The following is a 23695-nucleotide window of genomic DNA, read 5'->3' as shown; positions in this document are numbered from 1 at the left end:
GAACCTTCGGGGCTTAGAGCCGGTAGTCCACTACCAGCGGAGCATGGTCAGAGAAGCGGGTGTCCCACGAGGGCGCCCGGTCAACCACTGCCGAAAACGCGGCGGCGGCGAGTGCCGGGGTTGCCATGTGGTAGTCGATGCGCCATCCGGTGTCGTTGTCGAACGCCTGGCCACGCTGCGACCACCAGGTGTAGGGGCCCTCGACGTCTCCAGCAAGGCCCCGGTGGACATCCTTCCAGCCGATGTCCTCGCCGAAGAAGCGGTCAAAGTAAGCGCGCTCCTCAGGCAGGAAGCCGGCCTTCTTGACGTTGCCCTTCCAGTTCCTGATGTCCCGCTCGGTGTGGCCCACGTTCAGGTCGCCAACCACGAGGGCGTGGTCGCTGTGCTTGGTCAGTTCCGGCAATCTGGTGGTCATGACGTCCAGGAAGCGGTACTTGTCCACCTGCTTCGGGGTTCCCACGTCGCCGGAGTGCACGTAGGCGCTGGCGACGGTCAGCTGCACGGGCTTCCCCGCGGCGTCAGCCACCCTGAAATCAGCCTCAACCCAGCGGCCGGCGGTGGCGAAGTAGTCGTCGCCGATGCCGTTGCGGGTGTCCAGCGGCTCTTCACGGGACGCGATGGCGACGCCGGCGCGGCCTTTGGCCTCGGCTTCGGCGTGCAGGATGTGCCAGCCATCACCGAGCAGCTGGCGCACGATCGCGTCAGGCGCCCGGACTTCCTGGAGGCAGAGAATGTCCACCTCGCGGGGCTCCAGCCATGCCGCCATACCGTTCTTGTAGGCAGCCCGGAGGCCGTTGACGTTGACTGATGCGATGCGAAGGTGGTCCTTCTTCAATGCCGAGATCACCCGCACCACTCTAGTCGATGATGGTTCCGCTGACCGGGTCGCCGGTGCCGCCGCCGGCGCGGATCATGTCGCGGGCGTTGGTGGCGGTGATCTCGATGGTCTCCAGCGCGCGGCGGATCGTGTCCTGGTCCGCGGCCTCACCCTTGGCGCGCTCCTTCTCCACCACCTGGATCTGCACCTGGACGATCTTGAACGAGTGGTCCAGCTTGAGGTCGCGGACCCCGTCCGCTTCGGTGCGTTCGTACACCACCCGCGTGCCGCCATGGTCGGCCGAGGACGACGACGGTGCGCGGCCGGCTGCAGTGTTGAAGGCGTTCTGGGCCTCGGTCAGCTTGGCGCCGGCTTTTTTGGCGGCCCTCTGGATGCTGAACACCACAAAGGCTGCCAGGGCCAGCCAGAACGCGGCGATGATGGCGACAACCCAGCCCACGACATCGTTCTGGTTGGCCGCAAAGATCACGGCAACGAGGAAAGCGATGACAAAAACCATCATTCCCGGGCCACTGATCCTCAGCATGGAGAAGCCGCCCTTGGACCGGCCGGACGGAGTTTGAGGGTTACCCAGAGATCGCATGGGTCCATTGTCTCAAACGCCGCGGCGCACCAAGGCACCTTCTTCCCCCGGCGAACACCACACCCTCGCCGTTAAAGCCCGACGGCGGCCCGCGCCCTTCGCGAGAAGGTGCGGGACCGCCGTCGTACTGTTCTTGCTGTTAGACGAGCCCTGCCTGGCGTTCCGCGGTTTCCACCACGTTGGCCAGCAGCATGGCGCGGGTCATCGGCCCCACGCCGCCCGGGTTCGGGGAGATCCATGCGGCGACGTCAGCAGCGGCGGGGTCCACGTCTCCGGTGACCACCGCCTTGCCGTTGCCGTCGTCCACTCGGCTCACGCCGACGTCGAGCACTATGGCGCCCGGTTTCAGGTCCGCCGCCCTGATCATGTGCGGGACGCCCGCAGCAGCGATCACGACGTCGGCCTGGCGGACTTCGGCGGCCAGGTCCACGGTCCCGGTGTGCGCCAGGATGACCGTGGCGTTGACGTCCTTGCGGGTCAGCAGCAGCCCGACGGGCCGGCCGATGGTCACACCGCGGCCCACCACCAGGACGCGCTTGCCCTTGAGGCTGATGCCGTGCCGGGTGAGCAGCTCCACGCAGCCCTTGGGCGTGCACGGCAGCGGCGATGTCATGGGTCCGCTGACGTTGGCCACCAGGCGGCCCAGGTTCATCGGGTGCAGGCCGTCGGCGTCCTTTTCCGGATCCATTGCCTCCAGGATGACGTCCTGGTTGATGTGCTTGGGCAAGGGCAGCTGCACGATGTAGCCGGTGCACTCCGGGTTCCCGTTCAGCTCACGGACCACGGCCAGGAGTTCGTCCTGCGTGGTTTCCTCGGGGAGGTCGCGGCGGATGGACGTGATGCCCACCTCGGCGCAGTCCTTGTGCTTGCCGCCCACATACCAGGTGCTCCCGGGGTCGGAGCCCACCAAAATGGTGCCCAGTCCGGGGGTGACACCCTTGGCCTTGAGTGCGGCCACGCGGTCGGTCAGTTCGGCCTTGATGGCAGCGGCGGAAGCCTTGCCGTCAAGAATCTGTGCAGTTCCAGTCTCAGTGGTCATGGATTACCACTGCTCGTGCTGCGGGTACAGCGGGAAATCGGCGGCGAGCTTGTCCACGCGGGACTGCAGGGCGTCCACGTCCGTGGCGGAGCCAGCCTTCAGGGCGGTGGCGATGATCTCGGCCACCTCGGTGAACTCCTCGGCGCCGAAGCCGCGGGTGGCCAGTGCCGGGGTGCCGATGCGCAGGCCGGAGGTGACCATCGGCGGGCGCGGGTCGAACGGGACCGCGTTGCGGTTCACGGTGATGCCCACGGAGTGCAGGAGGTCCTCGGCCTGCTGGCCGTCCAGCTGGGAGTTGCGCAGGTCCACCAGGACCAGGTGCACGTCCGTGCCGCCGGTCAGGACGGAGACCCCTGCTTCGGCGACGTCGGCTTGGTTGAGGCGGTCGGCAATGATCTTGGCGCCTTCGAGGACACGCTCTTGGCGCTCCTTGAATTCCTCGGTGCCGGCGATCTTGAAGGCCACGGCCTTGGCCGCGATGACGTGCATGAGCGGGCCGCCCTGCTGGCCCGGGAAGACGTTGGAATTGATCTTCTTTGCCCACTCCTGCTTGGCCAGGATCACACCGGAGCGGGGGCCGGCGAGGGTCTTGTGCACGGTGGAGGTGACGACGTCGGAGTGCGGCACCGGGCTCGGGTGCAGGCCGGCTGCCACCAGTCCGGCGAAGTGGGCCATGTCGGTCCAGAGCAGCGCGCCCACTTCATCGGCGATGGAGCGGAAGGCTGCGAAGTCCAGGTGGCGCGGGTAGGCGGACCAGCCGGCAATGATGACCTGGGGCTTCTCGGCGATGGCCTGCTCGCGCAGCTTGTCCATGTCAACGCGAAAGTTGTCCGGCTCCACCTGGTAGGCAGCAACGTTGTAGAGCTTGCCGGAGAAGTTGAGCTTCATGCCGTGGGTCAGGTGGCCGCCGTGAGCCAGGGAGAGGCCCAGGATTTTGTCACCGGGGGTGATCATGGCGGACAGTGCTGCGGCGTTGGCCTGCGCACCGGAGTGCGGCTGGACGTTGGCGTACTCGGCACCGAACAGTGCCTTGACGCGGTCGATGGCCAGCTGCTCGGCGATGTCCACATATTCGCAGCCGCCGTAGTATCGGCGGCCCGGGTATCCCTCGGCGTACTTGTTGGTCAGGACCGAGCCCTGGGCTTCCATCACGGCGCGCGGGGCGAAGTTTTCGGAGGCGATCATTTCCAGGGTGCCGCGCTGGCGGCCAAGTTCCTGGTTGAGGACTGCGGCGATTTCGGGATCGAGCTCGGCCAGCGACTGGTTGCTGACGGCGGCTGTTGTGGTGGCGGTAGTAGTCACGAAAAACTCCTGGCTAGGGATACGGGCACTGCTAAGGTCAGGCTACCGGCTGGCGCACCCCACCGCCCCTTGATGACAGGGCGTAAAAGTGAGCTGCATCCCTAAAGGGTGCAGCTCCGGTAAGACATGACCCTCGGCCCAGGCGTACGATCCGTGGTCTTCGTGATTGCCACTCCCTGGTGGTTAGCCACCCAACGCCAGTTGCGACCCCACCAGACTACCAAACGCAGGCGGGCCGCGCGGGTAGGCTTGTAGTCGTGACTGAAGAGCAGCTGAACCGAGCCTACGTATTGACATTGTCCTGCCCGGACCGCCCCGGAATCGTCCACGCGGTGGCCGGAGCGCTGCTGGTGGCAGGCTGTAATATTTTGGACTCGCAGCAGTACGGCAGCCCCGCAACCGGCAACTTCTTTATGCGGGTGGAAGCAACCACGACGGCTTCCCGGGCCGAAGTCCAGGCAGCCCTTGGGCCGGTGGCCCACTCCTTCGGCATGCGGTGGAGCCTCAACCCCGTGGGCCAGAAGGTGCGCACGCTGCTGATGGCCAGCACGTCCGCGCACTGCCTCAACGACATCCTGTTCCAGCAGCGTTCCGGCACCCTGCCCATCGAGATCCCCGCTATTGTCTCCAACCACCGTGACCTGGCCGGGCTGGCCGAGTTCTACGGCATCCCGTTCCACCACATCCCGGTCACCCCGGACACCAAGGCCCAGGCCGAGGACAAGCTCCGCGCCCTCATGGCTGAGCACGATATCGAGCTGACCGTCCTGGCCCGCTACATGCAGATCATTTCGGATGAGCTGTGCGCGGACCTTAGCGGCAAGGCCATCAACATCCACCACTCATTCCTGCCGTCCTTCAAGGGCGCCAAACCCTACCACCAGGCCCATGCCCGCGGCGTCAAGCTGATCGGCGCAACTGCCCACTACGTCACCGCCGCCCTGGACGAGGGGCCCATCATCGAGCAGGAAGTCATCCGCGTGGACCACGCCCGCACCCCGGAGCAGTTCGTGCAGATGGGCCGGGACGTGGAAGGCCGCACTCTGACGCAGGCCGTCCAATGGCATGCCGAACACCGTGTGCTGCTGGACGGCAACCGGACAGTCGTCTTTAACTAAGCGGACTCTCACCAAAGGACTGGGCCATGGAGCCAGCTGAGGCGGCGATGGAGGAACACGGCAGCGAACAACGTCTCGCCGAGTTCTACAACCGCCGCGCCTCGTCCGGCTGGGATCATCCCCTGTCGCCCCGGCGGGTGGAACAGCGCGAACTGTTCATCAGCCTGCTGAAATCCGAAGCCCGCCACGACATCCTGGAAATAGGCACGGGCACCGGACTGGACGGGCTGAAGTTTGTCCAGGCCGGGATCCATTACACCGGCGTTGACCTCGCCGAGGTCCACGTCCGGCAGGCCCGGTCCAAAGGCCTCGACGTCTCGGTGGCAAGCGCCCGGAGCCTGCCGTTCGCCGACGGCGCGTTTCCCGCGGTCTGGTCAATGAGCACGCTGCTGCACATCCCCGCCGCCGATATCGACGGCGTCCTGCATGAACTGGTGCGCGTCGCGGCACCCAACGCGCCCATCGCCGTCGGCCTCTGGTCCGGTGACGACGAAGAAAGTCTGAACCCGGAGGACGACCTCGAACCCCGGTTCTTCAGCCGGCGCCGCGACGAAACAGTACGGCGGATTTTCGGACGGCACGGCACGATCGAGGATTTTGTCACCTGGCCGGAGGGCACGGGCGAAGAATCCGGCCCGGGCGCCGGGAACTGGACGCAGCACTACCAGTTCCTGATCCTCCGCACCCCTGCGCTGATGTCCTAGGCTTGGCCCATGGCTCCCCTTTACGATTTCGCCGGCGAATCACCGGCCGTTCATGCATCCGCCTTCATCGCCCCGACGGCGTCGATCATCGGCAAGGCCACGCTCGCTTTGGATTCGAGCGCCTTTTATGGTGTTTCGGTCCGGGCGGACACGGCCGCCATCAGCGTCGGCGCCGGCAGTAACCTGCAGGACAACGTGGTCCTCCACGCAGATCCGGGCTTCCCCTGCACAGTCGGCGCGGGCGTCAGCGTGGGTCACGCCGCCGTCGTCCACGGCTGCACGGTGGAGGACAACTGCCTGATCGGCATGGGGGCCACCGTCCTCAACGGAGCGGTGATTGGCACAGGCTCCCTCGTAGCAGCCGGCGCGGTGGTCCTGGAAGGGACGGTTGTGCCGCCCCGGTCACTCGTGGCCGGGGTCCCCGCCAAGGTACGGCGGGAACTCACCGACGAGGAGTTCGACGGCGTCAGGCAAAACGCCGTCCGGTACGTCGAACTGGCGCGGGCGCACCGGGAGCTGCACGCTTAGTCGAGGCTGATCGGCCCGATGGCGTCCAGGAGTTCGCCGGGACCTGGATTGCCCGGCGCCGAGGACCCGCCCAGATGGTTCACCACACCCCACACAGCGTTCAGGCCGGTGGTCACGGCGCCTTCGGCCCAGCCCGCGGTGAAGGACACGTCGTCACCTGCGAGGAAGATCCCGCGCTGGGATTCGGGCAGTTTGTCCTGCTTGAAGTGCGTGAAGAGGCGCTGTTGGTAGCGGTAATGCCCCGGCAGGTTCGCCTTGAAGGCCCCCATGAAGTTGGGGTCCGCTTCCCAGGAAACGGTGATTGGCTGGCCCACGATGTGGCTGGCGATGTCCACGTCCGGGTATATCTGCTCCAGCGAGTGCAGCATCAGCTCAACGCGTTCGTCGGCATCCAGCGACAGCCATTTGAGCGCGTCATCGTTCCACGTGTAGGACAGCAGGATCACGGCGGGCTTGTCCGGGCCGTCATCCAGAAGGTACGTGGCCCTGTTCAGCCGGTCCGTCAGGGTCATGGACAGGACCTCACGGCCGGTGTCCGGATCGATGTCCTTCCAGAACGGCCGGTCCACCATCACAAACGTCTTGGACGACTGCATGTAGTGTGAGCGCTCAATCGCGGTCCACAGTTCGGCCGGGAACAGTGCCTCCTCGGTGTGGATTCGCGTGGACAGCAGCCAGGACTGGCACGTGGTCACCACGGCAGGGTAGCTTGCCTCGCGGCCCCAGCGCTCCCGGATCCGGAGGTCGGCGTCGGCATCGCGGCTGATCTTGCCCACAGCCCCGCGGGGCGAGCCTGAGTGGAGCGAAGCCAGGGACGTTCCGTCCGGCCAGTGGGCCATGCCCGACGGCGCGTGCTGCCACAGCGCCTCGGGGAGCCGTTGGGCTCCCCCGCTGATGAGCCGGTGCTGGTCATCGGCGTCGGTGTAGACCACGCGGAGAATTTCCAGGATGGAATTGGGGAAGTCTGTGTCCCAGCCGCCGGTACCGAAGCCCACCTGGCCGAAGGCCTCCCGGTGCGCAAAGCCTGCTTCCTTGAAGGACTCGCTCCCGGCGATGAACCCGTAGAAGGTCTGCTCGTCCATGAGTGGCAGCAGTTCGTTCCACAGGTCCTTGATCCGGCCGGTGTCGCGGGCCCGGATGGCCTCCTGCATTTCGACGAACTTCGCGCCGTCGTTCACTGCGGCCTTCCAGGCATCGGCAACCTCGCGGAAGAACGGCGGCAGGTCCCGGGGGGTCTCGGCGTAGTACTTCTGACCGGCCAGTTCGATCACGGTACTGGAGGTGACGGGTGCCAGCGGGTTGGGGAAATCCTGGGTGTCCAGTCCCAGCAGGTCAACGTAGTGGTAAAAGGCCCTGCCGGACACGGGGAACCGCATCCCGCCAAGATCGGCCACCACGCCGGGAGCGGACGTGAAACTGGCGGTCCGCAGGCGGCCGCCGATCTGGTCCGCTTCATAGACAACAGGACGCAGCCCCATCTTCATCAGTTCGTACGCCGTGACGAGGCCCGAAAGGCCTGCCCCGACAACAGCGACTTCGGTGCCGTAAAGCTCCGGCGGAACCGAGCCGAGCCCTGCCGGGTGGGCCAGGTACTGGTCGTAGCTGAACGGAAAATCGGGGTTCAGCATAGTGATGGGGCCAGCCTGGGTGCTGGCCGGGTCGGAAGCCGGGAGTTCGGTGGCGACGGTCATGAAAGCTCTGCCTTCGTTCGTTCGGGGGTGGACAGCGTTGAAGATTCCGGCCTGCTCAGCTCACGGTATTCCTCCAGGCTCAGCGCCGCCACCCTGGAGTTCCGGCGCCCGTAGCCGAAGTAGGCCGCCAGGCCCACAAGCATCCAGATTCCGAAGGTCACCCAGGTCTCGGCCCCGAGATTGGCCATGAGGTACGCGCACATCAGGGCGCCGAGGATCGGGGTCAGGGGGAAAAGCGGCACGCGGAACGTACGCTCCAGCTCGGGCCGGGTGCGGCGCAGGTAGATCACGGCCACATTGACCAGGGCGAAGGCGAACAGGGTTCCGATGCTCGTGGCGTCGGCCAGGGCACCAAGCGGGACCAGCCCGGCGGTGAGGGCGACGGCGGTGCCCACCAGGAGCGTGCCGACCGCGGGGGTGCCGGTACGGCGGGAGACGCGGCCGAAGACCTTCGGAATAAGCCCGTCGCGGGACATGGAGAGCAGGATGCGGGTCTGGCCGTACAGCACAGTCAGGACGATGCTCGCGATCGCCAGCACGGCGCCGACGGCGAAGACAAAGGCGACCCAGGGCTGGCCGGTGGTTTCTTCCAGGATCTTCACGAGGGCCGCTTCGGTGCCGTCGAACCAGCCCCAGGGGCGGGCGCCGATGGCTGCGACGGCCACCAGGACGTAGATGGTGGTGACGATGACCATGGAGAGCATGATGGCGCGGGGCAGGTCGCGCTTGGGGTTGCGGGCTTCCTCGCCGGCGGTGGAGGCGGCGTCGAAGCCGATGTAGGAGAAGAAGACCCGGGACGCGGCCGCGGAGACTCCGGCGGCGCCCATCGGCATGAGCGGTTCGAAGTTGCCCGCGTTGAAAGCGGTGAAGGCCACGACGCAGAAAAAGAGGAGGATGCCCACCTTCACCACAACGATGGACGTGTTGATCCAGGCGCTTTCCTTGGCTCCGCGGACCAGCAGGATGGTTGCCAGCACCACGATGACCATGGCAGGGATATTGACCAGGCCGCCGCCGCCCGGGGGCTGGGACACGGCGTCAGGCAGGACCTGCCCGAACACGGCCAGGGCCTCGTTCACGTACTGGCCCGCGCCCACGGCAACAGCCGCGACGGAGACGGCGTACTCGAGGACCAGGCACCAGCCGCAGATCCAGGCCATGCCTTCGCCCATCGTGGCGTAGGTGTACGAATAACTGGAACCGGAGACGGGGACCATGCCCGCCATTTCTGCATAAGAGACGGCTGAAAGCAGCGCGGCGAACCCGGCGATGGCGAACGAGATCCAGATGGCGGGCCCGGCCAGCGGAACAGATTCGCCGAGGATCACCAGGATGCCGGTCCCCAGGGTGGCGCCGACGCTGATCATGGTCAGCTGCAGGACCCCGAAGCTGCGGACCAGCTTCGGTCCGCCATGGCCGCTTTCCGCTTCGCTGGCCATCTGTCCGATCGGCTTCCGGCGAAGCAGTTGCGCGCCCAGCCCGGGACGGCCGGCTGCACGGCCTGTGGCAGGTCCGGAGAGTGTTGGCACAGTCATCGTTGACGTCCGTTCGTGAGTAGTTGTCGGTTTCCCTCATCCAGCGTAGGGGTGTGAGCCGCATCTCAGGGATGTGCAAAGTGACCTATAGTTTTCAATCATGAGACGTAATGCACCAAACTTTGCCAGCGCCGGACACGTCGGCGAGGGCTCCTTCCGTGCAGCCTGATGCCGCGGACCACCTGGATGCGGTGACCCTGGGCCAGTTTTTGGCAGCACTCCCCCGGGACCTCAGGGTCCTGCACGATGCTGGTAACTCCAGCGCGCCGTTGCGCTGGGTGGAACCCAGCGAGCTGGAGGATCCCACGCCCTACCTGCTGGACGGGGAGTTCGTCCTCACGGCGGGACTGCCGTTCCTGGACGACGGCGGCACCAAGGAGCGGGCGGAAGCGTACGTCCGGCGGCTGGTCGGCGCAGGCGTCGCCGCCTTGGGATTTGGCCTGGAGCCCTACTTCGACGACGTCCCGGACCACGTGCTTTCAGCCTGCCAAACCCATCAGCTCACCCTGGTGCAGATCCCCAGCAGCGTCCCCTTCGCCGCCATCGGCCTGGAGTTCTCCCAGCTCCTGGAATCCGGAAATGCCCGGGTCTTCCGCCAGCTGGCGGAGACCAATCGACGACTGATGCGGGCTGTGCTGTCGGCCAGGCCCGAGCACGAGCTCCTGTCCGCGCTGGCACAGCAGGTTCCGGCGTGGGCCCAGCTTTTCGGGGCGGACGGACGCGTGCGGGCCCGTGCGGCAGCGGCCGGGACCGGCGGGACCGGCCCTGCCGCCGCCGTCGAGCCTTCTGCCCTGCAACCCATGCTCAAGCGGCTGCTGGCAGGCAACGGCCCGCGGGTGGAGACAGACTCGTTTCCGACGGACGGTTCGGCCTTCGTCTTCGGCCATCCCCTCCGGAGCACCAAAGACGCCACCCTCGGGGCCCTCATCCTGGGCACGGACAAGCCGCTGACCCCGGCGCAGAACAGCGTGGTGTCCTCGGTGGTGGGGCTGCTGGAACTGCTGGTGCGACAACGCACCAGCGGCTCGCTCGCCCCCAGCCAGCTGGCAACGGCACTCCTGCTGCGACCGGAGAGCCTGGCCTCCGGATCAAGCCGACGGCTGAACGTCCTTAGGGACCTCCTGGCCCAAAGCGTTTCCGGAACCCGGTCCGGTGCCCTGCGGGTGGTTCAGGGCGTCCGCGCGGATGCTGCGCCGACCGCGTCGGCGGACGGGCCGGTCCGGGAACTGCTGCAGTGGCGCAGGCTGTTCGACACGAAGATGGTGGAACTGACGGAATACGGGTTTGCCGCCGTCACGCGGTTCAAAGTGGACGACACGCTGCTGCACGAGGTGGAGGACCTGGGCTGGCGCCTGGTGGTGGGCGATCCCACCGAAATGGCCGGCCTTCCTGCCGCCTACCAGCGCGCGGCGTCGCTGCGATCCCGCGTCCAGGCAAGCGGAGAAAGCGTGCGAGTGGATGACGTCACGTGGTCAGTCGCGGGACTGTTGGGCCCCAGCGCCGGCACCATGCTTGCCGCCCGGCTGCTGGAACCGGTCCTGGCGCAGGAGCCTGACCGCCGCAACTCCCAGCTGAACGTCCTGAAGTCATGGCTGGGCGAAAACGGCAACTGGGATGCCACCGCCAAAGCCCTCGGGATGCACCGGAACAGCGTGCGGCGCCAGATCAATGCACTGGCCGAGCTGCTGGCCATGGACCTGGACTCCGCCCAAGTGCGCGCTGAACTGTGGATTGCGCTGCAGTACGTGGACGGCCTTGAGGGCGGGGTGCCTCAGATACCCCAGGACCGGTAGAGCTCCGGGCGGCGTTCGCGGAGATAGGGCACCACGCCACGGGCATTTCGGGCAGCGTCCGGATCCACCTCGGCATACAGGAGTTCGGCTCCCGGTCCCGCCGCGGCCAGCAGCGAACCGTCCGGCCCGGCGATGACACTACCGCCCAGGAATTCGCAGCCGTCCTCGTTTCCGGAGTGGTTGGCATAGGCGATGGTCAGTTGGCTCTCGAGCGCGCGGGCCCGGAGCAGGACCTGGGGGACGGTCTCGAATCCGTGCGCCAGCGCAGTGGGCACCAGGAGCAGCTCTGCTCCAGCCAGTGCCGCCGCCCTGACCGCCTCCGGAAATTCCACGTCGTAGCAGATCACCATCGACGTTCGGAACCCGTTGAAGTCGACGACGGCGGGACCCGTCTCCGCGGGGCTGAACGCCTCGCGTTCGCCATCACCGAAGAGGTGCACCTTAGCGTAGTTGAGAAGCTCAGTGCCGGTGGCGTCCACCAGCGTGGAGGTGATGTGCCAATTGCCCCCGGCCGTGACTGCCGGCAGGCTGTAGGCCAGTCCGATCCCGTGGCGGCGGGCGATCCCCGACAGCGTTTCCCTGATGGCGGGAAGCCCGGAGGGGTCAAGCTCCGTGCGGAGCCGCAGCGGCGCATAGCCCACGGGAAAAAGCTCCGGGGTGACCAGGACCGCTGCGCCGTCAGCAGCGGCCGCCTGGGCAGCCGCCTCCAGGGCAGCGCAGTTTGCATCCACGTCCAGTACTCGGGCGTTCGCCTGCATCAGGGCCAGCAGCACCGTTTCCACCTCACATGATCGGGACAGCCGAAGGAAGTATGCGGCCGCTTTGTCCAGCCTAACCACCGGCCGCGATCAGTTCCGGGGCCAATTGCACCACCCACGCCACAGGACGGACGGTTCGTCCCATAGCTATTTGTCTCATCCGGCAGACTCCTTGCGTTAACTTCTTGACTACAAGAGTCAAGTAGGGCAATCTTCTTTTCATGTCCGCCACACCGCGCTCGACGAGGAGCAAGCCAAAGAATCCGGGATCCCAGTCAGCTCTCCGGCAACTGAACCAGCAACGGATCATCGAGACCCTCATGAGCGGCCCGTCCACGCAGGCCGAGCTTGCGCGCCAGACCGGGCTGTCCACTGCAACGGTGTCCAACATCGTCAAAATCATGCAGGACGCGGGCCTGGCGTCAACCGAACCGATCACCAGTTCCGGCCGCCGGGCGCTCAACGTGAGGCTCAACAGCAACGGCGCGGTCGCCGTGGGTATCGACTTCGGCAGGCGGCATCTCCGTGTGGTCCTGGCGTCCCTGAGCTACCACGTGATCGCCGAGGAATCCGTCCTGCTCCCCTTGGGCCACCAGGCCGAGGAAGGCATCCAGGCGGCTGTTGGGCTGCTGGATAAACTGCTCCAGGAAGGCGGCGTGGACCGGAGCCTGGTGGTAGGTGCCGGCGTCGGAATCCCGGGACCCATCGACCGCCGGACCGGCACCGTCGCGCAGGGCGCCATCCTCCCGGAATGGGTGGGCATCAACATCCTCCAACACCTGGAGGACACCCTCAAAATCCCCATTTTTGTTGACAACGACGCCAATCTTGGTGCTTGGTCGGAGGTCACGTGGGGGCCGCATACGGGGGTCAGTAACCTGATGTTCCTCAAGATCGGCTCTGGCATCGGCGCAGGCCTGATCCTCAACGGTGCCCCCTACTACGGCACAGTAGGCATCACCGGCGAAATAGGCCATGCCACCATCCATGAACACGGTCTCGTGTGCCGCTGCGGCAACCGTGGCTGCCTGGAAACCATCGCCTCCACCACCACCATGATCGAGCTGCTCGGACGCGGGGAAGACCCTCCCCTCACGCCTGCGGACATCGTCCGGAAGGCCCTGGCACGCGACTCCGCGACACTGCGCGTGGTGGACGATGCAGGCCTGGCAGTGGGGCGCGCCCTGGGCAACGTAGCGAACCTGATCAACCCTGAAGTCATCGTGGTGGGAGGCCCGCTCGCGGGCCTGGGTGAGCTGCTGCTCGACCCCATCCGACGGGGGCTGATCCGGCATGCAGTGCCGGTGATCGGCGAGACCACCACACTGACAATGTCCTCACTCGGGGACCGCGCGGAGGCGTTGGGAGCAGCCGCGCTGGTGTTCCAGTACGCCGGCATCCGGCGTACGTAGCCGTTTCGTTATCCCCGAAGTTGCGTTAAAGACTTGACGATAACCGGTGTGATCCAGTTTACTTTTCCATCAGACCACCTTGCGCTTTGCTGGGCGGACAAAGAAGTCACCATGGGAGGCGTAAGGGCATATGACGTCCCACACCACACACAGCGATCCGATCATTCTCGAGATGCGTTCCATCACCAAGGAATTCCCCGGAGTCAAGGCACTCGACCAGGTCAGCCTCCGGGTCAAAGCCGGAGAAGTCCACGCCATCTGCGGCGAAAACGGCGCCGGCAAGTCGACCCTCATGAAGGTCCTCTCCGGCGTCTACCCCCACGGCACTTACAACGGCGACATCGTCTACCAGAACGAAGTCCAGCAGTTCAAGGACATCAGGGCCAGCGAACACGCCGGAATTGCGATCATCCACCAGGAGCTCGCCCTGATCCCGGAGCTCTCCATCATGGAGAACATCTTCCTCGGCAACGAGCCCACCAAGCGTGGCGTCATCAATTGGGATGAGGCCCGCAGCCGCTCCATCGAGCTCTTGGCCCGCGTCGGGCTCCGCGAGGATCCCGACACCCCGATCAAAGAAATCGGCGTCGGCAAGCAGCAACTCGTGGAAATCGCGAAGGCGCTCAATAAGTCCGTGAAGATCCTCATCCTTGACGAGCCCACGGCGGCCCTGAACGAGTCCGACTCCCAGCACCTGCTGGACCTGATTCTGGGCCTGAAGGGCAAAGGGATCACCTCAATCATCATCTCGCACAAGCTCAACGAGATCGAACAGATCGCGGACTCCATCACCATCATCCGCGACGGCAAGACGATCGAGACCCTTGATGTCAAGGCCGACGGTGTCGACGAGGACAGGATCATCAAGGGCATGGTCGGCCGGACCCTGGAGTCACGTTTCCCGGAACATGAACCGAAAATCGGCGAAGTGCTCTTCGAAGTCAAAAACTGGACCGTGGGCCATCCGCAGATCGAGGACCGCTTGGTCTGCAAGGGCTCGAACTTCCACGTCCGCAGCGGCGAGATCGTCGGTTTTGCCGGCCTGATGGGTGCCGGCCGGACCGAGCTTGCCAGGTCAATCTTCGGCCGGTCCTACGGACGTTTCATTTCCGGCCACCTCTACAAAGAGGGCAAGGAAATCACCCTGAAGAGCGTCCGGCAGGCCATCGACGCCGGCCTCGGTTACGTCACCGAAGACCGGAAGTCGCTCGGGCTGAACCTGCTCGACGACATCAAGACCACGACGGTGTCCGCCAACCTGGAAAAGATCAGCAAGCGCTCGGTCGTCGATGACAACCAGGAATTTGCCGTTGCCGAGGATTACCGGAAGTCGCTGCGCACCAAGACCCCGTCCGTGGAGGAAGGCGTCGCGAAGCTCTCGGGCGGCAACCAGCAGAAGGTGGTGCTGGCGAAATGGATGTTCACCGATCCGGACCTGCTGATCCTTGACGAACCGACCCGCGGGATCGACGTCGGCGCAAAGTATGAGATTTATGGCATCATCCAGCAGCTGGCGAACCAAGGGAAGGGCATCATAGTCATTTCCTCCGAGCTGCCGGAACTGCTGGGCCTCTCGGACCGCATTTACACCATCTTTGAGGGCGCCATCACCGGTGTCCTCAACAAGGAGGAAGCCAGCCAGGAAAGCCTGATGAAACTGATGACCTCCGCCCGCAAGGCCGCCTGACTTTCTGGAACATTCCAGACCCTTCCAGACACAAGGACTGACACAATGAACGCGTTAAAGAAGCTCTTTGGCGGCAACACCCGCCAATTCGGCATGATCTTTGCCCTCGTGGCACTGATCATCTTCTTCCAGGTGGCCACCGGCGGCAATACGCTCACCTCAGGCAACGTCATCAACCTCTTCAACGGCAACTCCTACATCCTGATCCTGGCCATCGGCATGGTGCTGGTGATCATCGCCGGACACATCGATCTGTCCGTCGGTTCCGTCGCCGCCGTCGTGGGCGTTTCGGTGGCCATGGCCATGCGGGACTGGGGAATTCCCTGGTACGCCGGCGTGCTGCTGGGCCTGGCCCTCGGCGCGCTGATCGGGATGTGGCAAGGCTTCTGGACGGCCTACGTCGGTATCCCCGCCTTCATCGTGACGCTGGCCGGCATGCTGCTGTTCCGCGGCTTGAACCAGTTCATCGGCAAGTCCAACACCATCCCGGTCCCCCGCGATTTCCAGTATCTGGGCTCCGGCTACCTCCCGGAGGTGGGGCCGGACACCGGCTTTAACAATCTCACTCTGTTGCTTGGCCTCGCCGGAGTTGCGTTCGTCATCTTCAGTGCCGTGCGCTCCCGCTCCCATGCCAAGGCCATCGGCGCCCACGTCCCCGAAGCCTGGGTCGTGATCACCAAGCTGGTCCTGGTGTGCGGCGCCATCCTTTTCGCCACGTACCTGTTCGCCACCGGCCGTCCCGGCACTTCGTTCCCCATCCCGGGGCTCATCCTGGCGCTCCTCGTGCTGATTTACGGTTTCGTCTCCTCCAAGACGATCGTCGGACGCCACGTCTATGCCGTCGGTGGCAACCGCCATGCGGCCGAATTGTCCGGTGTGCAGTCCAAGAAGATCAACTTCCTGGTGATGATGAACATGTCAGTCCTCGCCGGCCTTGCGGGCATGATCTTCGTTGGCCGCTCCACCGCATCCGGGCCGTTCGACGGCGTCGGCTGGGAACTGGACGCCATCGCGGCCGTGTTCATCGGCGGCGCAGCAGTCACCGGCGGCGTCGGCACCGTGATCGGCTCGATAGTCGGTGGCCTGGTGATGGCCGTCCTGAACAACGGCCTGCAGCTGCTCGGCATCGGCGCCGACCTGACCCAGATCATCAAGGGCCTCGTCCTGCTGATCGCGGTGGCCTTCGATGTCTACAACAAGTCCCAGGGCAAGAAGTCCATCATCGGCTTGATGATGAAGAACTTCGGCCGGAACAACGAGATCAAGCCCGACGAGACGACCAGCACCAAAGAAGTCATCCACCGCGAAGCCTGATCGGCTCCCCCACATTCCCCCACACCACCTATAGAAGGAGAACCAAGCAATGCAAATGATTGGTAAAGCAGGAAAGGTAGCGGCGATCGCCGCCATCGCAGCACTGGCGCTGACGGCCTGCGGCCGCACGGAACCCACCACCCCCGGCGGCGCCTCAGGCGCAGCAGGATTCCCGCAGGACTCCTCGATCGGCGTCGCGCTCCCGCAGAAAACCAGTGAAAACTGGGTCCTGGCCGAGAAGCTGTTCAACGACGGCCTCAGCGGAGCCGGTTTCAAGGCCGATGTGCAGTTTGCCAACGGCGGCGTTTCCGAGCAGCAGAACCAGATCAGTGCCATGGTCACCAAGGGCGCCAAGGTCATCATCGTCGGTGCCATCGACGGTGCCCAGCTCGGCACCCAGCTCAGGCAGGCCAAAGACGCTGGCGCGACCATCATCGCGTACGACCGTCTGCTCCTGAACACCGAAAACGTGGACTACTACGTGGCCTACGACAACTTCAAGGTCGGCGAGCTGCAGGGCCAGGCACTGCTGGACGGAATGAAGGCCAAGAAGCCCGAGGGTCCGTACAACATCGAGCTCTTCGCCGGTTCCCCGGATGACGCCAATGCGAAGGTCTTCTTCGACGGCGCCATGAGCATCCTGCAGCCGAAGATCGACGACGGCACCCTCACGGTCATGTCCGGACAGACCTCGTTCGAACAGGCCGTCACCCAGGGCTGGAAGGCTGAAAACGCCCAGCGGCGTATGGACACCCTGCTCGCAGGCACCTACGGTTCCGCGACGCTCGATGGCGTGCTGTCCCCGAACGATACGCTGGCCCGGGCAGTCCTGACCTCCGTCAAGGCCGCCGGCAAGCAGCTTCCGGTCATCACGGGCCAGGACTCCGAGGTTGAGTCCGTCAAGTCCATCATGGCCGGCGAGCAGTACTCCACCATCAATAAGGACACCCGCAAGCTCGTTGAGCACGCGATCACCATGGTCAAGGACCTGCAGGCAGGCAAGACGCCCGAGGTCAACGATGACAAGTCCTACGACAACGGTACGAAGGTGGTTCCGGCGTTCCTGCTGGAGCCGGTCATCGTGACGGCAGAAAACGTCAAGACGGCCTACACCGACGATCCGGTACTCGGCCCGATCACCAAGTAACACCGAACGCGGACATGCCCCGGCCCCCACAGGGAGCCGGGGCATTCTGCCTTAAGCGGCCAGCCTTCACAGCGTAAACATAGGTTCGCCCGTCTCCTGCACAGGCCTGGAAGGGAGGGTTGGAGCAGATGCAGGCCTTCCGCCGGCCCAGATCCTAGGAGTACAGTGAGCGTCCTTGCCCGGAGTGTAGGCAATGCCTTCAGAAACAAGGTTCGAACGGCTGCGGTGGTGGCAGTCCTGGCCGTCGCGATCGGACTTGCGCTGGCCATGCTGGTGGCCAACCAGGCCGTCGGAGCCAAAGTCCAGGAACTGAACGCATCCGTCGGGACCGTCCTGACCGTCAACCCGGCCGGCGGCCAGGGCTTCGAAGGCGGCGGCGAACCGCTGACTGCCGAACAGGCCGCCACCGCAGCGGCCGTCCCCAACGTCAGTTCCGTCGTCGGAACCAGTGCACTCAGGCTGCGGAACGCTGCCGAAGCCGCTGCGCAGACGGCGGCCGGCGGCCAGGTTAGCCCCGGCGGCGGCCAAGGCGGTCCCGGCGGACAGAATGCCACAACGCTGACCACCAGCCTCACCGCGGCCATCGACGCAGGCACGCTGGGCGGCAGGAACCAGGCCGCGAACGGCACCACCGGAACCACCACCGCGCAGCCTGTACACTCGCTTCCCATCACCGCAACCGGTATCGGCGGCGAAGTGGACAGCACGGGCAAGGCCCTGACCATCACCGAAGGCACGGGGCTCGGCGACTACACGGCTGAATCCGCCAACGCCCTCCTGGGAACCACTCTGGCCGAGAAGAACAACTTGGCCATCGGTTCCACGTTCACCATCAACGACCAGACGTTCACCGTGGCTGGCCTGTTCGATTCCGGCACCGCGTTCGGCAACAATGCCCTGTACCTGACCCTCCCAACGGCCCAGACTGTCGCGGAACTGCCGGGCGAGCTGTCATCGATGATCGTGACGGTGGACAGCATGGAAAACCTCGAGACCGCCAAGACCGCGCTTGCGTCTGCCCTGGGCACCGACAAGGCCGACGTCACCCAGGGCCAGAACCTGGAGTCCGCCCTTCATCGCCTTCGTCGCAGCCCTGGGCACCGCTGGACTGATCATCCTGCTGATCATGGTCATGCTGGTCCGCGAGCGCCGCCGGGAAATCGGTGTCCTGAAGGCGATCGGAGCCCCTAACCGGACCATCGGCCTGCAGTTCGTGCTGGAGGCGCTGGTACTGGTGGCCATGGGCAGCGCGGTGGGCGCCGCCGTCGCCTCCTTTGCCAGCGGAGGCATCGCTTCCGCACTGATCAGCACTAACACCACCACGACGGCGGCCACCACCACCGGTCGCGCGGCCGCCATGGCCGGCGCTGCCGGCGGCGCTGGAATGCCGGGCGGCGGTACCGGCTTCCCCGGCGGCCAGGGAGGACCCTTTGGCGGCGCTTCCCAGCTGTTGACATCGGTCACCGCCAGCGCCTCCCCCGGCGTCATCGCCGCCGGGATCGCAGCGGTGTTCGGCGTGGCCATCATCGGCGCACTGGTCCCGGCACTGCTCACGGCACGCATCCGTCCCATCGAAGTCCTGCGAGGAGAATAGCCATGATTGAAGTCAGGAACCTGGTCCGCACTTTCAACTCCGGGGACCGCACCATCAAGCCGGTCACCGATGTCAGTTTTGTTCTGGAGCAGGGCACTACGGCCTCCATCGTCGGCAAAAGCGGCAGCGGCAAGAGCACACTGTTGTCCCTCCTGGGTGCGCTGGACAAACCCACCAGCGGAGACGTCGTCGTCAACGGCGTGAGCCTGGCCGGCATGCCGGACGGCAAGCTGACCGAGTACCGGCGCCGGGATATCGGGTTCGTTTTCCAGCAGTTCAACCTGATCCCCAACCTTTCCGCAGTGGACAACGTCATGCTGCCCATGGAGTTCGCTGGGGTGCCCAGGGCGGAGCGGAGGCAGCGGGCGACAGACCTTCTGGAGCAGGTGCAGCTGGACCCGGAGAAACAGGTGCGCCGCGTCAACCGGCTATCCGGTGGCGAGCAGCAGCGTGTGGCAATCGCCCGGGCGCTGGCCAACGAACCCAAGCTGATCCTTGCGGACGAGCCCACCGGCAACCTGGACGAGCAGACCGGCGATCACATCATCGAACTGCTCAGCTCGCTCAGCCGTGACCACAACACCACTATCCTTGTGGTCACCCACGACAAGGCGTTGGCCAACAAGACGGACCGCCGCTTCAGGCTCCAGCAGGGCAGACTGAGGGAAGAACCGGCACGCGCCTTGGTCTGACGTCTGAAGTACTGGATGAGAGGATGGTCACCATGAGTGCGCCCATTGCCACACCGTGGCTGTCCAGTCAGTCCGACCAGGATCCCCGGTCCGCCACCGGAAAACGCCTGCGGTGGGGCGTCATAGCCACAGGAGGGATCGCGCGGTCGGTTTCGCAGGACCTGGCACTGCTTTCTGACGCCGAGCCCTACGCCGTCAGTTCCCGTTCACAGGGCACCGCGGAAAAATTCGCCACGGACTGCGGTTTCACCAAGGCATACGGAGACCACGACGGCGTGCCCGGCTACCAGCGGCTGCTCGCCGATGAGTCGGTGGACGTCGTCTACGTCGCCACACCGCACGCCCAACACCACGAGATTGTGCTTGCTGCGCTCAATGCGGGCAAGCACGTCCTGTGCGAAAAGGCGTTCACCATCAATGCCAGGGAAGCGAGTGAGCTGGCCGCGATTGCCCGGGAACGGAAGCTCTTCCTCATGGAGGCCGTGTGGTCCCGCTTCCTCCCGGGCATGCAGCGGGCGTTCGAGATTGCGGCATCCGGGGAGCTCGGGGACGTGCACTGGGTGACCGCTGACCTGGGCTTTCCCGCACCCTATTCCCCGACGTCCAGGCTGTGGGCCAGGCAGGATGGTGGCGGCGCCCTCCTGGACATCTCGGTCTACCCCCTGCTGTGGGCGGTAGGTACGCTGGGTTTCCCACAGACCGTCAGTGCCACCGGCTGCATTAATGACGACGGCGTAGACGCCCAGAATGCTCTGACGCTCGGCTACAACCATGGGGCCCAGGCCCAGCTGACGTCCTCGCTCCTGGCCCACGGTCCGCGGACGGCAACCGTGGCGGGCAGCCTGGGCTACCTCCAGAGCGTCGGTTCAATCAACAATCCGCGGGAGCTGGTGATCGGCATCGGCCGGGAAGGGCTGCGCACGGAGACGTTCGACGTCGTCGGCATCGGCTATACCTACGAACTGCGCGAGGTGACCCGTTGCCTCCAGCAGGGGCTCACGGAGAGCCCCGTTATGCCGCTGGAGGATTCCATCAAGACGATGCGACTCTTTGACGGAGTGCGCGGGCAGCTGGGCGTCAGCTACCCAAACGATGCCCACTGAATTACCGGATTCTTCCCGTTTCGGGACTGTGACTTCTTTTGTAAACAGGTCTGACGATCGACATTCAGTTATCGATGGGTGAGTGACAAAGTAGTAAATATGCTGGTTGTATTTTCCATTTCCCTAGACTTGCTCCACGCGGGAGTCTTAGGCTGATGAAATCGTAGGTCTCAACCGTACTGGGGGTGGTACGCATGGCTAAAGTCCGATCGCCGTGGCGCGCGCTCCGGCCGCTGCTCCTCGCAGGTGCGGTAACCGCTACCTGGCTGACACTCTCCGCGCCTGCCGCAACGGCGGACTCTTCGAGGGATTCCAGGTCCCTTCCGGGCGGCCGGGCGGCGCCAACTCACCGGTTTCTTCCCTGACAGTGCCATTACCGGGTTTCTCCCCCATTCTTGACGCCGGCTCGCCGGCTCTTTCACTCACCGGACTCCTGCAGCCCCTAGCCCGGGGTTTTCATCAGTCTTGGGCTGACGGGTGTGTTTAAGAGACGAAAAGGTGCTCTGACAAGGGAAAATAGGGGTGTCTACGCCGTTATTTCCGTGTCTTGAAGGAGCACCTTTTCGATGCCCCAGTCTACCAAGGTCTTCCCATCCGTCCCGGTCACTTTCACCGGCCAGTCGCTGGTCTCCCATGCCGGTGCCAGGGTCCTGACTTCATTCATTGACGCCCTCGGGTTCCGGGATCTGTGCGAGGACCGGCTGGGCCAGTTCGTCCCCGCGATGGCCTCGCACCGGCCAGGGAGGCTGCTCGGGTCGCTGGCGGTGATGCTCGCCGCCGGCGGCGAGTACGCCTCCGACCTGGACATCCTGCGCTCCCAGCCCGGAGTGTTCGGGAAAGTGCCCTCGAACGCGACAGTCTCGCGGTTCTTCGAACGCACCGTGAAGAACCCGGACGTTTTCGATTACGGTTTTTCGACCCTGTCCAAGGAACTGCGGACCCGGGCATGGGAAGCCGCGGGTGACCGCAGCCCGGCGGTGACGGCGACGGCCGCGGACCCGCTGGTCATCGACCTCGACGCCACACTGGTGGCCTCGCACTCCGAGAAGGAACGAGCCACCGGCAACTACAAGGGCGGGTTTGGATTCGCCCCGTTCACCGCCAGCATCGATTACGGTTCCGGCCGAGGCACCGGGGAGGAACTCGCGGTGCTGTTGCGCCACGGCGGGGCAACAGCGAACAACGCCGAGGACCACATCCGCATCTTCGAGGCCGCCATCGCGGTCCTGCCCGACGCACTCTACGGTGAAGACGACGAACTGGACGGGGAGAAAATCCTGGTCCGCACCGACAGCGCCGGCGCGTCCCGGAAGTTCCTCTGGTACCTGCATTCGCGCGGCGTGCAGTTCTCCGTCTCGTACCCGGTTCCGGTCGGCAAGGCCCACATGATCGACTGGATCAACGACAAGAAATACTGGCAGCCGGCCCTGGACCAGGACGGCAACGAACGCGACGACGCCTGGGTCATCAACGCCACCCAGGTGATCCCGCTCGAGGACTACCCGCCCGGGACGAAGATCTTCCTGCGCGCCGAACCGCTGCACCCCGGTGCGACACCGACCCTGCTCGACATCGACGGTCACCGTGTAACAGCGTTCCTGACGAATGCCCCACGCTGGCACGGACCGTTCCTGGACGCCCGGCACCGGGCCCGCGGCCGCTGCGAGAACCGCATCAAGACGCTGAAGAACACCGGCCTGAGCAAGCTCCCCTTCTTCGATTTCGCCGCGAACCAGGCCTGGGCGAACCTCGCGGTCCTGGCCGCGAACCTGGTCTCCTGGCTCCAGCTCACCGCCCTGCCCGACGGCCACAAGGCACAGGGCTGGGACATCAAACGCTGGCGCTACCGGCTCTTCGCCACCGCCGGCAAGATCATCACCCGCGCCCGCCGGACCCACCTGCTGCTGCCCGACGCCGCACCGGAGAAACCCCTCATCGCCGCACTGCTCGAAGCGATCAGCCGGATCGCTGCAGCCGCTAACCGCCCCGCACACCTGCTGCGGACCTGACACCGCAGCCCCCGTCAACCAACGAGCCGGAAAGAGCACGCCAACGGGATCAGTGGAAGCCCGCGCCCCGCCCCGCGACCCCGGGGCCCTTCAGCCACGCCCTAAATCCGATCCAGCCCGCCGGGACGACAAAAACCCGGACCCGGCGCCCCGACCGCCGTCCGATGAAAAATCCGGGCTAGCGCGCAATGTGGCGGGTACAGCGGATCAGCTGATTGCCGCGGTCCCTGTCGTGACGAGTGTGGTTCCTGCGGGCACCGTCACGGCTGTGGCCGTCCCGGTTGCTGCAGTGGTGGATACCGCTGCAGATGACCTGATTGAGACAGTCGCCCCGCCCCTCACCGACGCTGCACCGGTTCCTGAGCCTGTTCTGAAACCCGTGGTGGACCTAGTAGAGGTGACCGTCCTGTCCGCACCGGTCACGCTACCCGGGCTGGTGCCGCTTGAAGAGACTGCCGTTGCCGGCGAGACCTTGGCGGTCACAGACGCCCCCGCTGCAGCAGGGCACGTCACAACTGATGCCGTCACGAACTCCCCCGGCTCTGCCGACAACTTGCTTGCCGTTACGGGAACGTCGTCGCTGCCGGTTCCAACCGGCACAGAAATGCACGCAGTCCGGGCAGAAAGCCCTTGGACCACGGATCCTTCCACTCCTCCGGCTCCTGCCCCGGCAGGCCCAGCGTCGGGGGCAGGGAGCGGCGCTTCGCCCTCCGGCGCCTCAGGCGCTGCTGCCTGGCTGGACGAGTTCGGTTTCAACGTGCCGCTCCTGGCAGTCTTTCCCATCAGCGGATCATCTGAGCATGCCCCTTCACCGGTGTCATTCGACCCGGGTTCCTCTCCTGACTAGT

19 protein-coding genes and 1 pseudogene are annotated in these 23695 nt (G+C 65.3%); 13 read left to right on the top strand and 7 right to left on the bottom strand.

All coding sequences use genetic code 11. The features are described 5' to 3' along the window. Window positions 1-13 precede the first annotated feature (13 nt). The 4 genes from FYJ92_RS05205 to glyA all read right to left on the bottom strand — a co-directional run bounded on the left by FYJ92_RS05205 (window position 14) and on the right by glyA (window position 3762). Window positions 14-847, bottom strand: a complete 834-nt coding sequence (locus FYJ92_RS05205; RefSeq protein ID WP_185262899.1) for an exodeoxyribonuclease III — start codon at window positions 845-847, stop codon at window positions 14-16. Window positions 848-857: 10 nt separating this feature from the next. After that, window positions 858-1421: a hypothetical protein gene (locus FYJ92_RS05200; RefSeq protein ID WP_185262898.1), complete on the bottom strand. Its 564-nt coding sequence runs from the start codon at window positions 1419-1421 to the stop codon at window positions 858-860. A 139-nt stretch (window positions 1422-1560) separates the two neighbouring features. Further along, on the bottom strand, window positions 1561-2460 hold the full coding sequence (locus tag FYJ92_RS05195; RefSeq protein ID WP_185262897.1) for a bifunctional methylenetetrahydrofolate dehydrogenase/methenyltetrahydrofolate cyclohydrolase: 900 nt from the start codon (window positions 2458-2460) through the stop codon (window positions 1561-1563). A gap of 3 nt (window positions 2461-2463) precedes the next feature. Next, window positions 2464-3762, bottom strand: coding sequence for a serine hydroxymethyltransferase (glyA, locus tag FYJ92_RS05190; RefSeq protein ID WP_219729688.1), 1299 nt, complete (start codon window positions 3760-3762; stop codon window positions 2464-2466). A 257-nt stretch (window positions 3763-4019) separates the two neighbouring features. Here glyA and purU point away from each other — a divergent pair, with 257 nt between their 5' ends. From purU to FYJ92_RS05175, 3 genes are read left to right on the top strand one after another with little or no spacing between them, the layout of a single operon-like run. Then, entirely contained in the window at window positions 4020-4880 is an 861-nt protein-coding gene (gene purU, locus FYJ92_RS05185; RefSeq protein ID WP_185262896.1) for a formyltetrahydrofolate deformylase, read from the top strand. Window positions 4881-4906: 26 nt separating this feature from the next. Beyond that, window positions 4907-5584, top strand: a complete 678-nt coding sequence (locus tag FYJ92_RS05180; protein WP_255482322.1) for a class I SAM-dependent methyltransferase — start codon at window positions 4907-4909, stop codon at window positions 5582-5584. Window positions 5585-5593: 9 nt separating this feature from the next. Further along, window positions 5594-6112 (top strand): gamma carbonic anhydrase family protein, encoded by a 519-nt coding sequence (locus FYJ92_RS05175; protein ID WP_185262895.1) that lies wholly within the window; start codon window positions 5594-5596, stop codon window positions 6110-6112. Here FYJ92_RS05175 and FYJ92_RS05170 read toward each other — a convergent pair. Then, the gene (locus tag FYJ92_RS05170) at window positions 6109-7803 is read right to left on the bottom strand and encodes an NAD(P)/FAD-dependent oxidoreductase (protein ID WP_185262894.1); all 1695 of its coding nucleotides are present in this window, start codon (window positions 7801-7803) and stop codon (window positions 6109-6111) included. The genes FYJ92_RS05175 and FYJ92_RS05170 overlap by 4 nt on opposite strands. Then, the gene (locus FYJ92_RS05165; protein ID WP_185262893.1) at window positions 7800-9338 is read right to left on the bottom strand and encodes an amino acid permease; all 1539 of its coding nucleotides are present in this window, start codon (window positions 9336-9338) and stop codon (window positions 7800-7802) included. The genes FYJ92_RS05170 and FYJ92_RS05165 overlap by 4 nt, the downstream gene beginning before the upstream one ends. Before the next feature lie 110 nt (window positions 9339-9448). Between FYJ92_RS05165 and FYJ92_RS05160 the strand changes: the two genes are divergently transcribed. Next, on the top strand, window positions 9449-11131 hold the full coding sequence (locus tag FYJ92_RS05160) for a PucR family transcriptional regulator (protein WP_185262892.1): 1683 nt from the start codon (window positions 9449-9451) through the stop codon (window positions 11129-11131). Here the strand turns inward: FYJ92_RS05160 and FYJ92_RS05155 are convergent. Then, a complete protein-coding gene (locus FYJ92_RS05155) occupies window positions 11110-11904 on the bottom strand; it encodes a nitrilase-related carbon-nitrogen hydrolase (protein WP_255482320.1) in 795 nt (264 codons plus the stop codon). The two genes, FYJ92_RS05160 and FYJ92_RS05155, sit on opposite strands and share 22 nt — an antisense overlap. Window positions 11905-12110: 206 nt before the next feature. Between FYJ92_RS05155 and FYJ92_RS05150 the strand changes: the two genes are divergently transcribed. The 9 genes and pseudogenes from FYJ92_RS05150 (at window position 12111) to FYJ92_RS05110 (ending at window position 23694) form a co-directional block, all read left to right on the top strand. Next, window positions 12111-13301 (top strand): ROK family transcriptional regulator, encoded by a 1191-nt coding sequence (locus tag FYJ92_RS05150; RefSeq protein WP_185262891.1) that lies wholly within the window; start codon window positions 12111-12113, stop codon window positions 13299-13301. Between the two features lie 130 nt (window positions 13302-13431). Next, window positions 13432-14988 (top strand): multiple monosaccharide ABC transporter ATP-binding protein, encoded by a 1557-nt coding sequence (gene mmsA / locus FYJ92_RS05145; protein ID WP_185262890.1) that lies wholly within the window; start codon window positions 13432-13434, stop codon window positions 14986-14988. Between the two features lie 45 nt (window positions 14989-15033). Further along, window positions 15034-16302 (top strand): multiple monosaccharide ABC transporter permease, encoded by a 1269-nt coding sequence (mmsB, locus tag FYJ92_RS05140; protein ID WP_185262889.1) that lies wholly within the window; start codon window positions 15034-15036, stop codon window positions 16300-16302. 49 nt (window positions 16303-16351) lie between these two features. Further along, window positions 16352-17449, top strand: coding sequence for a sugar-binding protein (locus tag FYJ92_RS05135; RefSeq protein ID WP_185262888.1), 1098 nt, complete (start codon window positions 16352-16354; stop codon window positions 17447-17449). A 165-nt stretch (window positions 17450-17614) separates the two neighbouring features. Continuing rightward, window positions 17615-19043 (top strand): annotated as a pseudogene (locus FYJ92_RS05130) (ABC transporter permease). 2 nt (window positions 19044-19045) lie between these two features. Then, window positions 19046-19735: an ABC transporter ATP-binding protein gene (locus FYJ92_RS05125; protein ID WP_185262887.1), complete on the top strand. Its 690-nt coding sequence runs from the start codon at window positions 19046-19048 to the stop codon at window positions 19733-19735. 32 nt (window positions 19736-19767) lie between these two features. Next, window positions 19768-20838 carry a Gfo/Idh/MocA family protein gene (locus tag FYJ92_RS05120; protein ID WP_185262886.1) on the top strand — a complete coding sequence of 357 codons (1071 nt, stop codon included), beginning with the start codon at window positions 19768-19770 and terminating at the stop codon, window positions 20836-20838. A 566-nt stretch (window positions 20839-21404) separates the two neighbouring features. Then, complete coding sequence (locus tag FYJ92_RS05115) at window positions 21405-22847, top strand: IS1380 family transposase (RefSeq protein WP_185261092.1); 1443 nt, start codon at window positions 21405-21407, stop codon at window positions 22845-22847. Window positions 22848-23079: 232 nt separating this feature from the next. Continuing rightward, window positions 23080-23694, top strand: a complete 615-nt coding sequence (locus tag FYJ92_RS05110) for a hypothetical protein (RefSeq protein ID WP_185262885.1) — start codon at window positions 23080-23082, stop codon at window positions 23692-23694. Window position 23695: the final 1 nt, after the last annotated feature.

The sequence above is a fragment of the Pseudarthrobacter sp. NBSH8 genome (genome assembly GCF_014217545.1).
GTDB lineage: Bacteria > Actinomycetota > Actinomycetes > Actinomycetales > Micrococcaceae > Arthrobacter.
This window is presented reverse-complemented; position numbering and strand designations above follow the sequence as displayed.

Coding starts and splice junctions, on each gene's coding strand:
- FYJ92_RS05150 (WP_185262891.1), top strand. CDS start 12,111: ATGTCCGCCACACCGCGCTCGACGAGGAGCAAGCCAAAGAATCCGGGA.
- FYJ92_RS05125 (WP_185262887.1), top strand. CDS start 19,046: ATGATTGAAGTCAGGAACCTGGTCCGCACTTTCAACTCCGGGGACCGC.
- mmsB (WP_185262889.1), top strand. CDS start 15,034: ATGAACGCGTTAAAGAAGCTCTTTGGCGGCAACACCCGCCAATTCGGC.
- FYJ92_RS05115 (WP_185261092.1), top strand. CDS start 21,405: ATGCCCCAGTCTACCAAGGTCTTCCCATCCGTCCCGGTCACTTTCACC.
- FYJ92_RS05165 (WP_185262893.1), bottom strand. CDS start 9,338: ATGACTGTGCCAACACTCTCCGGACCTGCCACAGGCCGTGCAGCCGGC.
- FYJ92_RS05135 (WP_185262888.1), top strand. CDS start 16,352: ATGCAAATGATTGGTAAAGCAGGAAAGGTAGCGGCGATCGCCGCCATC.
- FYJ92_RS05160 (WP_185262892.1), top strand. CDS start 9,449: ATGCACCAAACTTTGCCAGCGCCGGACACGTCGGCGAGGGCTCCTTCC.
- FYJ92_RS05200 (WP_185262898.1), bottom strand. CDS start 1,421: ATGCGATCTCTGGGTAACCCTCAAACTCCGTCCGGCCGGTCCAAGGGC.
- FYJ92_RS05175 (WP_185262895.1), top strand. CDS start 5,594: ATGGCTCCCCTTTACGATTTCGCCGGCGAATCACCGGCCGTTCATGCA.
- FYJ92_RS05120 (WP_185262886.1), top strand. CDS start 19,768: ATGAGTGCGCCCATTGCCACACCGTGGCTGTCCAGTCAGTCCGACCAG.
- FYJ92_RS05170 (WP_185262894.1), bottom strand. CDS start 7,803: ATGACCGTCGCCACCGAACTCCCGGCTTCCGACCCGGCCAGCACCCAG.
- FYJ92_RS05180 (WP_255482322.1), top strand. CDS start 4,907: ATGGAGCCAGCTGAGGCGGCGATGGAGGAACACGGCAGCGAACAACGT.
- FYJ92_RS05195 (WP_185262897.1), bottom strand. CDS start 2,460: ATGACCACTGAGACTGGAACTGCACAGATTCTTGACGGCAAGGCTTCC.
- mmsA (WP_185262890.1), top strand. CDS start 13,432: ATGACGTCCCACACCACACACAGCGATCCGATCATTCTCGAGATGCGT.